We start from the raw sequence: 16,005 nt of genomic DNA, 5'->3' as shown, positions 1-16,005 counted from the left end.
GACTCTTTAGTCACTCCGCTTTCTCTTCTTTCTCTTCCATCAATTCGCCTTGGGCAAACTCCCGTTCTCTTTCGACCGTGCCATCCTCACGAAATTCAACGAGTTTGCCATCGAGGATACCAGCCCGGTAGGAGGCAACAAAACTCTTCCCTCCACCCCGATAGAATCCTTCCGCCTGCCCCGCCAGTTGGTGAGCCTCATATCGCAAAACCCGGGCCACACTCTCATCAGGAAAAAGACTGGTTTCAGTCCATCGTCCATCTCCAAAATACTCGATGGTTCCCAACTTGTTTCGATACTTTCCAGCTGGAGGCTCCACCGCAACAACCACTTTCTTGCCGCCTTCTCGAAAATAGTAGAGCCGGCCCACTTCTTTCTCTCCGTGATAGAAAGTCGTTAGATTTTGCTTCGCGAGACCTCCATAGGACCACCCTTCTTTTTCAGGATTGAGCGTTGAGAAGTCACTCGCCTGTGACACCACTCGCTGAACCTTTCCTCCCATCACTTCGAACCCGAAATAGTCGTAGTAATAAGTCGTTTTTCCCAATTCTACGGCGTCGGGATCACCTCCTCTGAACTCAGCGAGTTTCTTTTCTTCTGCAGCGGTCTGCACAAAATCGGCAGGTCCATGGGTCTCGATTATATCAGCAATCAATGGCTCCGATTCACAAGCCGGGACCTCGATTTGCATCGTAATGAAGAAGCCGCCCTCCAGGTTTTTAGTCTGCCTAAGAGTGAAAAAAGCAGAGTCGATCCGTCCGGCACCATACGCGGGGTCAAAGAATTTCTCATTAAGCAAGATCTCTCCTCCTTTTGATTTAAGTGCTTTCACTTGTTCTAGAGCAGGAAGGGGCACGAGTCCCAGAGCGTCTTCGATTGCTTCATAATCCCATCGTTCCCCCTTGGCCGGCATGAATGCGATCTTCCCCTTCACCGGAGAGTCCTCACCCTCCTCGTTGCGACTAAACCACATCACATACTCTTTCCCCTCCTCAAAGTAACCCGCTTGCAAAGTTTGGAGAATCCGGAGCCGTCCCTCTTCAGCCTTACCATCTACGCCCTCGTAGACTTTGTCTCCCTTTAGCCAACTCTTGAAGCTCCGACGGAAATCCCCTTCCACCGGACAGAGATACCAACCCTTCCAATGGCCTGGCGCATTGAAGTACCAAACGAAATCCAGCTTCCCGGAATTCTTTGGAGCAACGAACCGAAAGCCGTCAAACACGGAACCTTCCTTCAAGGTAAGAGCAGGATCCCCCAAGGAAACAGTGAAAGAACTGGCCTCTCCAACTTGACCCAAAGCCACCTGCTCAAAGACGTCGGGTTGAGACTGAATCCCCTCTACCAAGAGACTTTGGATATCTTCCTGTCCCAAAGACAAGGAGGCCGACAGCAAGAGGAATAGAAAAATTTTCTTCACCTTGTGAGATTCCGGGAATCACCCTCAATCACAAGCAGAAAAAAATCCGGTTTCCTTTCGGAAACCGGATTGAAAATTCTGAGAAGCGATTGGCCTCAGCCCTTAGGCACTCTCCTTGACGTCGTCCACCTCGGCAGCAGAAGTCGCCTCAACGAGCGTTTCTTCGCCTTCGGGAACTTCAGTCTCGGAAACCTCAACAATCGGCTCGGGCTCCTCGACAGTAAACTCGATGTCCACTGAACGGTGACTGTGGAAACCGGTTCCTGCAGGAATCAGGTGGCCCATAATCACGTTTTCTTTGAAGCCAGTCAGACGGTCAATCTTACCCATTGTTGCAGCTTCGGTGAGAACACGAGTGGTATCCTGGAAGGAAGCTGCAGAGATGAAGGACTCAGTCTCGAGCGACGCCTTGGTGATACCCAACAGAACAGGCTCAGCTTCGGCGGGCTTACCACCTTGTTCAGCCAACTCTTCGTTGACCTTCTTGAAGGTGATGCGCTCCACTTGGTCGCCCCAAAGGAAGTCGGAGTCGCCGGGCTCGGTGATGCGGACTTTGCGCAACATCTGGCGGATGACCACCTCGATGTGTTTGTCGTTAATCTCCACCCCCTGCGCACGGTAGACAGACTGTACTTCGGAAACGAGGTGCTCTTGGAGAGCTTGCGTTCCGCAGGCCTCGAGGAGGTCTTCCGGTGCAATCGGTCCTTCCGTAATCTGGTCACCACGCTTCAGAATGTCACCTTCGGTGACGATAATCTGACGTCCCATTGGCACCAAGTGGTCAACTGAATCTCCGCTTTCGACGTCGGAGACAATGACCTTCTTCTTGCCTCGAACGGTTCCACCAAAGGAGACTTCACCGTCGATCTTTGCAATCACACAAGCATCCTTCGGACGACGGGACTCAAAGAGCTCTGCCACCCGGGGAAGACCACCGGTAATGTCCTTTGTCTTGGCAACCTTACGCGGGGTCCGCGCAACCTGCGTTCCTCCAGCGACCTTCTGACCTTCTTTAACAGAAAGGTGAGCGCCGACAGGAATCGAATAGCTTGCCAGAACCTCGCTCGTTTTGGGGTCAGTGATGACCACCTGCGGGTGAAGGTCTTCCTTGTGCTCCGTCACGGTCATTCCCTTCTTGCCGGTCTCCTTATCGGTCTCGGTCTGAACGGTAATTCCGACGATCATATCGCGGAATTCAACCTTACCAGGCTTCTCGGAAATAATTGGCACAGAGTGAGGATCCCAAGTCAGAATCTGCTGACCCTTCTTCACTTCGGCACCATCCGCAGCCTTGATAACGGAACCAATCACAACCTTGTGAGACTCCAGCTCGAGACCATCTTTGTCGCGAATGGAAATCTTACCGTTCTTGTTAAGGACAACGAAGTTGCCGTCGACATCTTCAACTGCACGCAAGTCGATGTAGGCGATGAAACCCTTCGTCTTGGTTGTGATGAACGGCTGCTTGGTCGCACCAAATGCAACCCCACCTGAGTGGAATGTCCGCATGGTCAACTGGGTTCCGGGCTCACCGATGGACTGCGCGGCAATGATGCCGACTGCCTGTCCGATCTGTGCCAACTCGTTGGTTGCCAAATTGAGGCCATAGCACTTCACGCAGCAACCCCGGTCCGACTCACAAGTCAGAGCCGAACGCACACGCAGTTGCTCCAAGCCAACATTCTCCACTCGAATCGCGGTTTTCTCGTCAATCAAGTCGCCGGGCTTCAGAATCACTTCACCGCTGACCGGGTCAGTCACTTTCTCCAAAGAGGTGCGCCCATAGATTCGGGTTGCCAGAGAGGTCGACTCCTCATCACCACTGTAGATGGTGTGAAGGCTCAATCCATTAACTGTTCCGCAATCCGGAATCGTGACGATCACGTCTTGAGAAACGTCGACCAGCTTACGAGTCATGTAACCCGAGTCGGCAGTCTTCAGAGCGGTATCGGCAAGTCCCTTACGAGCACCGTGGGTCGAAATGAAGAACTCCAATACCGAAAGACCTTCACGGAAGTTCGATGTAATCGGGCGCTCAATAATTTCACCAGACGGCTTGGCCATCAGACCACGCATACCCGAGAGCTGCTTAATCTGGTTCTTGTTACCACGTGCTCCAGAGTCAACCATCATGAACAATGGGTTTGCAAGGACGCGACCTTCGTTGTGCTCAAGCTTCCGGTAAAGGGCGCTTGCGATGTGGTCGGTGGCACGGGTCCAAATGTCGACCACCTTCTGATAGCGCTCACCATTGGTGATGATACCATTGCGGTAGTGCTTGGTGACCACTTCGATTTCGGCGTAAGCCTTGTCGACTTCGACTTTCTTCTCCTCGGGAACTACCATATCCACGATACCAATCGAGATACCGGAACGACTCGCTTCCTTGAAGCCGAGCTCTTTGAGCAAGTCGAGGGACTCCACAGTCGGTCCCCGTCCAGCCGCCTGATAGCAACGCCAGATGATGTTACCGATCTGCTTCTTGCCCACGGTCTCGTTCACGAAACCAAGGCTGTCAGGCCAGATTTCGTTGAAGCGGACGCGGCCGGGAGTGGTGATGATGTGGCGAGACTCCTTATCACCCATGATGGTGTCTTGACCATAGTTGGGGTTCCGGAGACGGATCCACTGGTGATAGGTCACCCCACGCTGAGAAATGGCATACTCCACCTCGTTGGTGTCCGAGAAGGAAGGCAAGCTCACATCGGTGGCAGGCTTCACCGCCGAACGGACGTAGGTGAGGTAGTAAATTCCCAAAATAATATCCTGGGAAGGAGTTGTGATGGGCTGACCACTCGCAGGCGAGAACAGGTTGTTCGGCGCCAGCATGAGCTGACGACACTCCATCTGCGCTTCCACCGAGAGAGGAACGTGAACCGCCATCTGGTCACCATCGAAGTCGGCGTTGTAGGCCGAACAAGTCAATGCGTGCAAACGAATGGCTGAACCCTCAATCAAGACGGGCTCGAAAGCCTGAATGGAAAGACGGTGAAGAGTCGGAGCGCGGTTGAGCAACACCGGGTGACCCTTGGTGACCTCGGCAAGAATGTCCCACACTTCGGTGGTCTTGCGGTCGATCATCTTCTTGGCCGAACGGACGGTGTGGCAGTAACCCAGTTCCTTGAGGCGACGAATGATGAAAGGCTCGAACAAAGTCAGAGCCATTTTCTTCGGCAATCCGCACTGGTGAAGCTTCAGGTCGGGACCAATCACGATCACGGAACGACCGGAGTAGTCCACCCGCTTACCGAGAAGGTTCTGACGGAAACGACCACCCTTACCCTTGAGCATGTCGGAGAGCGACTTGAGAGGACGGTTGCCTGCTCCAGTCACCGCACGACCGTGACGACCGTTGTCAAACAAGGCGTCGACAGCCTCCTGCAGCATGCGCTTCTCGTTTCGGATGATGACCTCGGGGGTCTTCAACTGGAGAAGGTTGCGGAGACGGTTGTTCCGGTTGATGACGCGACGGTAAAGGTCGTTGAGGTCGGAGGTCGCAAAGCGGCCACCTTCCAAGGGAACCAAAGGACGGAGATCGGGAGGAATGACCGGCAGGACATTCATGATCATCCACTCGGGACGCGTGTTGGAACCGTGGAAGCCTTGTGCCAGCTTAAGACGCTTGGCGAGCTTCTTGCGGTTCTGCTTGGAGCGAGTGGCGTCCATGGCTTCTTCGAGCTCGACGATCAACTTGGGGAGATCGACTTGCTTGAGAGCTTCCTGGAGAGCCTCGGCACCCATAGCGGCGCGGAAGTTGTCTTCGCCGTAGTCATCCTCGGCGTCGCGCAACTCGGTCTCGGTCAAAAGCTGACCCAACTCGAGAGGAGTCTTGCCGGGATCGATGACCATGTAGTCCTCGTAATAGATCACCCGCTCCAACTGGCGGGCAGCCATGTCGAGCACGAGGCCGATGCGGCTGGGCATACACTTGTAGAACCAGATGTGGCTGACGGGCACCGCCAACTCGATGTGGCCCATGCGCTCGCGACGGACACGGGAGAGAGTCACCTCAACTCCGCAACGGTCGCAGATCACACCCTTGTGCTTGATGCGCTTGTACTTTCCGCAAGCACACTCCCAGTCCCGGGTGGGTCCGAAAATTCGCTCACAGAAAAGACCGCCCTTTTCAGGCTTGAAGGTCCGGTAGTTGATCGTTTCAGGGTTCTTCACCTCACCGTGACTCCAGCTCCGAATGGTCTCGGGGTGGGCAACGGTAATGGCGACGTGGTCAAAGGCCTCTGGCTTCTCATCCACCCCGTAAAGGTCACGCAAATTAGTTTCAACGCTCATAAATCGTAATTCGTATTAGGTAGTTATTCGGGGAGGTTAGATGGTGAGATCGTCCAAGGAGAAGTCGTCGGAGAGTCCCACCCCTTCGCCAGCTTCTTTCGCCGCAAGTCCGCGTCCTGGCTTCACGTCCAGTCCGAGAGATTGCATTTCCTTGATCAATACGTTGAATGATTCGGGTGTTCCTGCTTCGAGGGTGTTATCCCCTTTCACGATGGATTCATAGATTCGGGTCCGTCCCTGCACGTCATCCGACTTCACAGTCAGAAGCTCCTGCAAGGTGTAAGCGGCACCGTAGGCCTCGAGGGCCCAAACCTCCATCTCCCCGAAACGCTGACCACCGTATTGGGCTTTACCACCCAATGGCTGCTGCGTAACGAGCGAGTACGGTCCGACCGCACGGGCGTGAATCTTGTCGGCAATGAGGTGACCGAGCTTGAGCATGTAAATCTGCCCAACCACGACCGGCTGGTGAATCGGGTCACCGGTGCGACCATCATAGAGCATGCTCTTACCAGCAACGGAACCGTCCTTGCCATCGCCAATCCAGCTGAAGCCATCAACGGCTTTCGCTTCGCTCATGTATTCCCAGATGCGGTCCTCGTGGATACCGTCGAAAATCGGAGTCGCGACCTTGAAGCCGAGAGCCTTGGCGGCCACCCCGAGGTGAGTCTCCAATACCTGACCAACGTTCATTCGGGAAGGAACGCCCAGTGGGTTCAAGCAGATGTCGATTGGAGTTCCGTCGGAAAGGAACGGCATGTCGGCCTCGGGAACGATGATGGCCACAACCCCTTTGTTTCCGTGACGTCCAGCCATCTTGTCACCCACGTCCAGCTTGCGCTTCTTGGCGACGAAGACTTTCACTTCCTTAATGACGCCGGGATCCACCTCGTCACCGCTCTCGATTTGGTCGAGGCGACGCTCGCGGTCGGAGTCCAACTCGCCGAAGCGGCTTTCGAAACCGGAGATGATTTCGAGGATCTTGTTCCGAATCGGGCTCGGGTCGATCTCGATGTGGTCATGGGCACTCGCGAGCTTGCGAAGAAGAGTCTTCGTAATCTTGCGGTTGGCCGGAATGATGATTTCGCCGGTTTGGGCGTTGACGACGTCGAGAGGGATTTTTTCTCCCAACAGAATGTCGGAAAGCTTCTCAGTGAGGTCGTCAGTGAGCTTGTCTTTCTTCTTCTTGTAGTCGTCGTTGATCTTCTTGAGCTGCTTCTTGGCTTCCGCAGTGTTGACCTCCTCGTTGCGCACGCGGGCGACGCCGTGGGAAGACATGCGGATTTCCTGCACGATACCGATGGTGCCGGAAGGAACGCGCAAGGAAGTGTCCTTCACGTCGGCTGCCTTTTCACCAAAGATGGCGCGAAGAAGGCGCTCTTCAGGAGCCAGCTCGGTTTCACTCTTGGGAGTGATTTTACCAACGAGAATATCACCAGGGTGAACTTCCGCACCCACGCGAACGATACCGTCATGGTCGAGGTTCTTGAGAGCCTCTTCCCCCACGTTCGGGATGTCACGGGTGATTTCTTCAGGTCCCAGCTTGGTGTCACGGGCAGCAACATCGAACTCACTGATGTGAATCGAGGTGTAAACGTCATCCTTCACGATGCGCTCGGAAATCACGATGGCATCCTCGAAGTTATAACCGTTCCAAGGCATGAACGCGACCAGCACGTTGCGACCGAGGGCCAACTCACCCTTCTCGGTGTTTGGACCGTCGGCGAGAACATCGCCCACCTTCACCTTCTGCCCACGCTTGGCGATCGGCTTCTGGTTGATGCAAGAACCGGAGTTCGAGCGCATGAACTTGCGGAGAGGATAAACGAAGATTCCCTTGTCGGGGACTGTCTTGAGAACCTCTGGGGTGCTCAGGAACTTCTCGTCGGAAATCGGAAGCTCACCGTCCTTGGTGGTCACGATATATTCGGCAGTTGCAGCGGCAACTACGCCGTCCGCTTCCGCCACGATTACCGCACGCGAATCCCGGGCGGCTTTGCCTTCAAGACCAGTTCCCACGTAGGGGGACTCGGAAACAAGAAGAGGAACACCCTGGCGCTGCATGTTCGCACCCATCAAGGCACGGTTGGCATCATCGTGCTCGAGGAAAGGAATCATTCCTGCGGCAACCGAAACCAGCTGCTTGGGAGAAACGTCCATGTAGTTCACCTCGGAAGGCAAGACCTCGAGGAATTCTCCCCGTTCGCGGGCAGTGATGCGCTCAGTCTGGAAAACTCCCTTTTCATCGATAGGGTTGTTGGCCTGGGCAATGAGGTATCCTTCCTCCTGGTCGGCGGTCAAATACTCAATATTCTTGGTCACCTTGCCGTTCTTAACCTGACGATAAGGAGTCTCGATGAAGCCGAACTCGTTGATTCGGGCGTAGGTGCACATCGAGTTGATGAGACCAATGTTGGGACCCTCAGGGGTCTCAATCGGACAAATCCGGCCGTAGTGGGAGGGGTGAACGTCACGCACCTCGAAACCGGCACGGTCACGGTTCAGACCACCAGGTCCCAGAGCCGAAAGACGACGTTTGTGCGTCAACTCGGCGAGAGGGTTGGTTTGGTCCATGAACTGGGAAAGCTGGGAACGTCCAAAGAAGTCACGCACCACGGCGCTCAGAGCCTTGGGATTGATGAGCTTCTGGGGAGTCATGCCCTCGATGTTGACATCGAAAAGGGTCATGCGCTCCTTCACGAGGCGCTCGGTACGAGCAAGACCCACACGGCACTGGTTGGCGAGAAGTTCACCCACCGCACGAACGCGGCGAGAACCGAGGTGGTCAATATCGTCGAGAACACCTTCTCCCTTTTTCAGACGCAAAAGATACTTCATCGCCGCGAGAAAATCCTCGGGCACCATGATGCGCTCGTTGGGATCAACCCCCAACTGGAGCTTCTGATTGATCTTGTAGCGACCCACGCGAGTAAGGTCATACTTCTTGGGATCAAAGAAGAGGCGCTTGAGAAGAGCGCGCGCATTGGCTGCGGTCGGAGGATCTCCGGGACGAAGCTTTTTATAGATATCCTTCAACGCGGACTCCTCATCGTGAGCAGGGTCCTTGCGGAGAGACTTGAGAAGAATTTCATCTTCGGTCGAATCAATCACCTCCAAGGATTTGACCCCCAGAGCGAGAAGCTGGTTTACAACCCCGATGGTCATGGGCTCGTAGGCACGGGCCACGACAATCTCACCATCGTGAATGTCCTCAAAAGGAACCTTCGCCGCGAGCTCATCCTCATCCATGCCAGCGCTCAACTTGAGCTTCTGGACATTGTAGAAGTTCTCAACGATATCACGGTCTGTGGGATAGCCGAGAGCACGCAGGAAAGTGGTTGCCAGGAACTTTCTCCGGCGACGGCGACGGTCCAGGTAAACGTAGAGAAGATCGTTGGTATCGAACTGGGTTTCCAACCAGGAACCACGGTCCGGAATAATGCGGAAAGAGTGAAGAATCTTACCATTCAGGTGAATGGATGTTTCAAAACAAATACCTGGCGAACGGTGCAACTGGGCGACGATCACCCGCTCTGCTCCGTTGATCACGAACGTTCCCCGGCGGGTCATCATCGGCAACTCGCCCATGTAGACTCGCTCCTTCTTGGTCGCGCTCTCATCCTTGAGCTTGAAAGTCACATAAAGCGCGGAGCTGAAAGTCTCACTTGAGCGCAAGGACTCCAAAGAACTCATTTTAGGGGCCTCAATATCGTAAGCCACGAAATCAAGCTCGACGGTATCGTCATAGCTCTTGATCGGGAAAACCTCCTTGAACACAGCTTGCAAGCCCGTCTCGGCCCGCTGCGATGGTGGGATGTCCTGTTGCAAGAAGTCTTCATAGGACTTGCTTTGGACCTCGATCAGGTTGGGGGGTTCAATGACCTCTTTGATTGTTCCGAAGTAACGGCGTTCCATCTTAGGTAGTATTATTAGTTGGGCGGTGGCGCAAGCGAACCGCGGGCTGGTTGGATATGGGCGGGATACGGGCTCCCTATGTTAAAAATTTCGGACTAGTCCGGCTTCTGGTATCTGGATTTGCTAGCAGGAAAAGCATCGCTGATACCAGAAGCCGAAAAGTCCGAGGAGGCACGAAGCCCCCTCGGATCAAAAGAAATCCGGTGATTACTTGAGTTCGACTTTGGCGCCAGCCTCTTCGAGAGCTTTCTTTGCTTCTTCAGCGGCATCCTTGGCCATTCCCTCAGCGAGAACAACTGGAGCGCTTTCAACAAGCTTCTTAGCTTCAGCGAGACCAAGACCGGAAACAACTCCGCGAACTGCCTTAATGACAGCAATCTTGTTGCCACCAGCTTCAGCAAGAAAGACGTCAAAATCAGTCTTCTCTTCCACAGGTGCAGCTTCAGCAGCAGGACCAGCAGCAGCAGCCACGGGTGCCGCTGCGGATACGCCCCACTCTTCTTCAAGCTTCTTCACAAGTTCTGCCGCTTCAAGTACGGTCAACTTGCCCAATTCTTCTGCAATGCTATTAATATCAGCCATTTTTTTATTTTTTCGGTTGGTGTCGTCGCGGACCGGAAGCCTCCGGTCCATTTCAGTTCTCACAGCCGTGAGCCCCGACTAGGGACCATTCCCTTGACAGCTGCGGAATGCGAAAACCCGCAGCATCTGTTCTAAATTCGTAAATTCTCTCTCTCAACTGTAACCCGCCCAGCCCCATCTCCTTCGAAGAAAGAGAGCAAGGGGCGAGGTGTCTCGACCATATGGACCAACCATTCAAGTCTTTTTTCAAGAATGCTACGAAAATTTCTGAAAATCTCGACAATCTTCCTCTTTTTACGACCCCTCACCCGATCGAACTCCCCCCCTAAGCGGATAGCGAATGACACCAGGCAAGACTTCCTAGTCCAACACCGAAGTGACGATTCCCCCGTTGTAGAGCAAACTGACTTCGACTTGGGTAAAGGCTCGATCCCACACCCCCACCTCATCAATTGCGCCCTTGAACCAGCCCCAATCCGCCGTTCTCGAAGAACCAATGCGGAAGTTGGCAAAATCGGTGATATTTCCGACCTCCGACTGAGAGCTCACCTGCTCACCATTCAGATAGAGCAGGAAGGTATCGCTATCCGCATCGAAGGTCACTGCCGCGTGCATCCACTTCCCATCAAAATAATGATCATAGAGAGTCTTCTGCAAAGTCACCGTCGTTCCATCATGAGATCGGAATTGTAGCAGAGTTAACTCGGTGTCAGTGCTGCCAGCATAAATTCCCTCTCTCAAGCTCAGCGACATCGACTGATTGATTGAAGTCTCATAAACAAACTGAACCTCAGATCCTGTCGGCAACACATCCGAACGGAACCATGAAGAAATCGTGAACGAGCTGTCTGGCGCGTCTTCCACGATTTCTCCATCCACTTGGAAGTGATCACCATTCCCATCGAAGAGCGCAGCTTGCCCACCCAACCCGTTGTCAAAGTAGCTCACATCCCCCTGGGCCACTCCATTGAGAGGAAGGTCATTGGCGACATCTCCCGATGCAAGAACGGAATTGTTGCCATTCCCTTCGAAATTCCAATAGGCACGAAGACCTTGGGAGAGACCGGAAAATTGGCGAGCTCGCACGAATCCACTATCAACCGGTAACTCCACCTCCCACATCGTGAGGTCGCCGTCAGCAAGAGCGACACTGTCCTCCAACACCGAAAAGTTCTCCAAATCCGCACTGGTCTCCAACTGATACTGCGAGTTAGGAACCGTCTTCAAAGTCACCTCCATCATGGGCTCGCTCGGGGTGTAACTGGAAGCCTTCGCGATACTCACAATATCCAAGGGCTGATACTCTGCAGCCCCCAAGTCAGGAACACCGACTCTCGCAAGACCACTTTGGTCGAATTCAGGAATCACGCCCGAGACCGCTGCATCAATCGCTGGAGAGCCCGCATGCAAGGGTATCGTAGCGGTGCTTCCGCCATAAAACCCAGGAATCGACAACCCGGCTTCACCATCCACCAGGTTACTTTCTTGTAGGTCAGCTGCTCCATAAATATTGGCGCCCGAGTTCGCGAAATTCCCCGACACGATACAATTCACCAAGGTCGTGTTCTGAGCAATTTCATTGGGATCAATCCCTCCCCCGTTGGTACCCGCCCAGTTCCCACTGATGGTGCAGTTCTCCAACAGAACAGGAGCCTCCACCGAACCATTGGCGTGAAAAACGGCTCCTCCAGAAACAGTGGACCGGTTTCGGAACAAGGTCACATTCCTCATCGTAAGAGACCCACCGGTGTCACAGGCAACTCCGCCTCCATACTGCGCCTCATTTCCAAAGATGGCACAGTTCTCAATCAAGACCGGCCCATTGGCCATCACTGCACCTCCCCAGCCGGATTCCACATTTCCTCCAGTCAGGTTCAGACCTCGCAAAGTCAGACCTCCGTTAGGCCTCACCATGAAAGCGCGACCCTCCCCCGTCACTTCGAGAGTAACTCCTTCCGAAAGATTGGAAGCATCGAGCGTAATCTCCTTCTCCAGCCAAACTTGACTCAAACGCTTCACTTTACCATTCAACTCTTGGCTGAAGCGAATCACTTCTCCATCATCAACCTCCTCAATGAGGTCGTCGAAATCTGTCGAAGCGGTGACCACCCCTTCCGGACTGCTCACTCGCACTTCCGGCACCGCTTGAATACTATCCGACACCACCTCAATCACGTAGAAAAACCTCAGGTCTGCGGGATCGTCGTAGGTAATTTGCACCTTCTGCCTCTCCCCCGGAGCAATCACCCCTCCAGACCAATTCACCGAACCAAAGGTCTGGTTGATGGCACTCACCGTGGCATCGCTTTCCCCCCGATTCACCAACCAGAACTCGCCGGTAACGGGGAGGATTGTAGTATCAGCTTGAAGGTAAAAGTAGGTGGCTGGCACCCCTCCAAAATCGAAACTCTGCCCTTCGATTTCCAACAATGGACCCGGATCGCTCGGCACTCCAATCAGCTCCACTTCTGCAATCTGCATGTAGTTTTCGACCGAAGGGTCTACAATCTCAGGAAATGTAATGCGATAACTCTGATAGGACACGGCGTTCACAATCCTAATTTCCTGCCGCTGAAACCGCTCGGTAAACGCGGGCACGACAGCATCCACCAGAGTGACGAAGTTTGTTCCATCTGCCGTTCCTTCCACGACCACCCGCTTGGGATCCCGATTGGGCGAATCGTTTGCAGAGGTCAGCGCAATCCCAGCCACCTTAGTCCATGCGTGCTCAGGTGTCACCGTGAAGCCCGAACCTTCTCCGTCAAAATTGAGATACTTGGTCTCAATATCGTTATCGATTGCATTCGCAACTTCTTCTCCACTGGGAGAGTTACTCGAACTCGCAACACTCAAATCCCCAGGAGCAGTGACGTCGCTGTTAGAATAACTGGTCTGAGCAAACTCCAGATTTTGAAAATCAAAACTCAGATACTCGGCACCCTGACTCGTATTCTCAAATCGCAACACGTGCACTCCTGCTGGAAGAAATACATCCTTCATCACAACCTCGTTCCAAGCCGCGTTGTGGGAAACTTTGACCGACTGATTGTTTGCCAGCACTACCTGACCCTCATCCCGCGTAATCTGGAACGTCGGCGATTCCGAGGCGGTCGAGCCCGCTAGAACCTTGATATCGAAGTGGCCTGGATGCTCCGCCTCGACCGTATACTCAATCCAGTCACCGTTCCCAAAATTTTGAACCACTTCGTCAGTCCCAGAGAATCCATAGCGCTTACTATAGGCAATCAGCCAGCCTCCCGTATCATGCTCTCCAGTTTCGATGATTCCTGGCAACGAAACAGGCTCTCCATGAAAGGGCAACTGCTCCAATTTCATTTTATATTCTGCAATAGCAGAAGCAGAAGCATAAGTCGTCGGATCATCAGGCGTGAAAACCGCAACGCGGAAAGCTAAGGGCGAGAAGCCATCTAAAGCGGAAGCAGGATACTCCCCCAACTTCGGAGTATAGCTCCAGGTCCCCGGAATAGTGTTCCCATTCACCTTCGCTTGGGCATCCCCGTAGGGCCAACCTGCCAAATTATAAATCTTTGTACTAGGAAACCACTCGATAACAGGAACAAGCAGCGGCTTGGGCCCAATCGATATTTCAACGGTCTCGGAAACCGTCGCATAGCGCTCAGTGTCATCTGGAACAAAGCGCACCAGTAACTCATAGTCCCCATCAGGCAACACCGTGGACGATTCAACTTGCGCGTAATCAAAGGTCCCGGGGACAAAGGGCTCCGTCCTCGCATTCAATACTCCTCTAACTCCCCCGCCTAGTGGCTCCCCCGTGTAGCAAAGAGCAGGTTCCCAGACGACATTGGGAACTTCCTTCGGCTCTCCCGCCCGAATGCGAGTCACACAATACTTCATCCGCGCCCCGTTCGCGAGACTCTGGCTATACCCTTCCCAACAAGAACCAATTTCCTCCGGCAAAGTCATGAACTGATAACTCCAAGCCGTCCATGACTTCCCGCCGGAAATATACTCCGACGAAAAATAGAGAACCGGCAACACAGAATGAGGAAAGTATTCTTCCGAAATATAAAAGTCTTTCGTTCCCACCGAACTCGCCTCCCACTGCCCCCACCAAGGCCATTCGGCATCAAACAGAAAATGGTTTGCCCCTTGATTCAGGTTTCCAATTGGATTCTCACGCGTCCAACTCAGGTCATCGATGGAAGGGTTACTAGGAATCTTGGTAAAATCAGGAAAATAAATTTGCGCGGTCACTAGGGGAATTATCGGAGTGCTTCCCCCATCGATCCATTCCACTTCAATCTGGTAGTGCCGGATCCCTGTCGGTATTTGACCCGTCGGAGCGGTTCCGTTCTTAGCGGTCACAAAGTTTGATCGCAACGTGGGCGGGGCTGGGTCCGAACTGCTGAACAAATCATCAAAGAAATCTACAAAATCATTCCCCGCCCCTACGAACCAGTCCGCAATCTGATCCCCCGCATCCTCGAACCAATCGCCCGTATCACTCAAAGCCCCCTCGACCCACTCCAAGGCAATCTCCGGACCAGACTGCCACCCTTCATTCCAATCCGACTCCGGTTCAGTCGCATACTTCGCCAGCACACCGCTACCAGTGCTGATTCCGTTCAATTCGAGACAAACGTCCACAATGTCTCCATACTCTTGAAAATCGATCCCAATCACATTGGGACGCCCCTTATAACGATAATTCGCTCCCGCAGGAGGAGGAACTGCCAACTCGGTCACCAGCCAGTGCATCAAAACCGGATTCGCATCCTCCGCCACTCCACGAATACTTCTTGGATAGCTTCCGAATCCCAAGGTCCCGTTTGCGATCAGAGTATTGTTATGAGTCACGTTTCCAAAAGTGAACAACGCATCCTCATCCGAGTAATAGTCGGCCGACGAATCCGACGGCAGCATCTTCTCAATCAAACCGTCGTAGTAAACACTCCGATGATGGGAGTCCTGATCCCCTCCACTCCGACCATACCCCTGATAACCGGGCCAAAACTCGACAGGGCGCTCCCACTCTGGATCCGAAGTTTTATAGGCATCACCATCAAAAGTGGAAATATCCCAATAATCAGCCTCACTCACCTGATAAGAGATGATCACCGTTTTTCCAGCATTAATCAAATCACTCACCGTGCTCGAAGGAGTAAAATTCTCATAGGAGGCAATGTCCCCCGCAAATCGAGCGTTGATCATCGCTACCAACTCCTCGTGCTTCGAAGCCCGCATGCCGTCCTCATAATCAGTAGAGCTATCCTGGTTCTCATCGATCCACGTGTCGTAGAACTTCTGAAAGTAGATCATAATGATCTCATTCGGATTCTGGTCATGAAAGGTCTCGGCATCATCGAGACACTTTTCAATCGTATCGTTGTAGAGGCCATGCGCGAAATACATCACCCCATCGGCATTCACCGCCACCCGCAGGTCTATGGATCGGACCCCTTCGTTCATCTGCTGGAGAATCGTCTTATTGTGATTCTGCGACCAAGGCTCGTAGAGCTCGTCTGTAATCGCCAATGCTCTCTTCCAAGGATTGTCATAATCATCCGGCGGAAAGTGGTCGCCGACAGAGAATTCGTCCCACCGCGCATCACCGAAATCCACGGGACTGAGCGGATCGTAAGAGCCGGAATCGTGCGTCCCCGGAATCACGAGATCCCTCAGCTTGTATGCCCCGATGGTCGACACGTTGTCCGTCATCCAGCGCTTGTAGTCCACCGCCTCGGCCTGCAGGCAGCAGCATAATAAAAAGAAACCAAAGTGAAAAGTAGCTCGGAAAACCATCGTCATATCTCTCT

Annotated in this window: 5 protein-coding genes; all 5 read right to left on the bottom strand. The window is 53.4% G+C overall.

Annotation, left to right across the window (positions count from 1 at the left end):
- Nucleotides 1-10 precede the first annotated feature (10 nt).
- Nucleotides 11-1,420 carry a toxin-antitoxin system YwqK family antitoxin gene (locus IE099_RS09375; RefSeq protein WP_189569663.1) on the bottom strand — a complete coding sequence of 470 codons (1,410 nt, stop codon included), beginning with the start codon at nt 1,418-1,420 and terminating at the stop codon, nt 11-13.
- 102 nt (nt 1,421-1,522) lie between these two features.
- Nucleotides 1,523-5,710, bottom strand: coding sequence for a DNA-directed RNA polymerase subunit beta' (gene rpoC / locus IE099_RS09370; protein ID WP_189569662.1), 4,188 nt, complete (start codon nt 5,708-5,710; stop codon nt 1,523-1,525).
- A gap of 36 nt (nt 5,711-5,746) precedes the next feature.
- Nucleotides 5,747-9,625: a DNA-directed RNA polymerase subunit beta gene (gene rpoB / locus IE099_RS09365; protein WP_189569661.1), complete on the bottom strand. Its 3,879-nt coding sequence runs from the start codon at nt 9,623-9,625 to the stop codon at nt 5,747-5,749.
- Nucleotides 9,626-9,832: 207 nt separating this feature from the next.
- Nucleotides 9,833-10,207 (bottom strand): 50S ribosomal protein L7/L12, encoded by a 375-nt coding sequence (rplL, locus tag IE099_RS09360; protein ID WP_189569660.1) that lies wholly within the window; start codon nt 10,205-10,207, stop codon nt 9,833-9,835.
- Between the two features lie 360 nt (nt 10,208-10,567).
- Entirely contained in the window at nt 10,568-15,997 is a 5,430-nt protein-coding gene (locus IE099_RS09355; RefSeq protein ID WP_189569659.1) for a LamG-like jellyroll fold domain-containing protein, read from the bottom strand.
- Nucleotides 15,998-16,005 lie beyond the last annotated feature (8 nt).

The organism is Roseibacillus persicicus (assembly GCF_014651675.1).
Classification (GTDB): domain Bacteria; phylum Verrucomicrobiota; class Verrucomicrobiia; order Verrucomicrobiales; family Akkermansiaceae; genus Roseibacillus; species Roseibacillus persicicus.
Note: the sequence above shows the minus strand (reverse complement) of the source record. Positions and strands in the feature narration are given on the sequence as shown.

What these genes read in the sequence shown, in the direction of transcription:
- rpoC (WP_189569662.1), bottom strand. Translation starts at nt 5,710, where the DNA reads ATGAGCGTTGAAACTAATTTGCGTGACCTTTACGGGGTGGATGAGAAG.
- rpoB (WP_189569661.1), bottom strand. Translation starts at nt 9,625, where the DNA reads ATGGAACGCCGTTACTTCGGAACAATCAAAGAGGTCATTGAACCCCCC.
- rplL (WP_189569660.1), bottom strand. Translation starts at nt 10,207, where the DNA reads ATGGCTGATATTAATAGCATTGCAGAAGAATTGGGCAAGTTGACCGTA.
- IE099_RS09355 (WP_189569659.1), bottom strand. Translation starts at nt 15,997, where the DNA reads ATGACGATGGTTTTCCGAGCTACTTTTCACTTTGGTTTCTTTTTATTA.